This is a genomic window from Rossellomorea sp. FS2, assembly GCF_047915635.1.
Taxonomy (GTDB): Bacteria; Bacillota; Bacilli; order Bacillales; family Bacillaceae_B; genus Rossellomorea; species Rossellomorea marisflavi_A.
On record NZ_JBLRVS010000018.1, the window covers coordinates 1 to 310 of the forward strand.

The following is a 310-nucleotide window of genomic DNA, read 5'->3' on the forward strand; positions in this document are numbered from 1 at the left end:
ACGCAGCGAAAGCGGAGTGAAAATAACTTACCATAAAAGCTCTTTTCCTTTTCGTTTCAACTAAGGCGAATTGGCAAGAATACACTATACACCTTGCCGGTGTAGCTCAACTGGTAGAGCAACTGACTTGTAATCAGTAGGTTGGGGGTTCAAGTCCTCTTGCCGGCACCACTTTTTTATGTTCATTTGTATTTTCTTATGGGTATTTGTCCATTATAGAAAAGCAGCACGAGCCATTAGCTCAGTTGGTAGAGCATCTGACTTTTAATCAGAGGGTCGAAGGTTCGAATCCTTCATGGCTCACCATTTA

General features: G+C 42.3%; 2 tRNA genes. Both read left to right on the forward strand.

Annotation, left to right across the window (positions count from 1 at the left end):
* The first annotated feature begins 95 nt into the window (after positions 1–95).
* A tRNA-Thr gene (locus ACNA6I_RS23070) sits at positions 96–171 on the forward strand.
* A 59-nt stretch (positions 172–230) separates the two neighbouring features.
* A tRNA-Lys gene (locus ACNA6I_RS23075) sits at positions 231–306 on the forward strand.
* Positions 307–310: the final 4 nt, after the last annotated feature.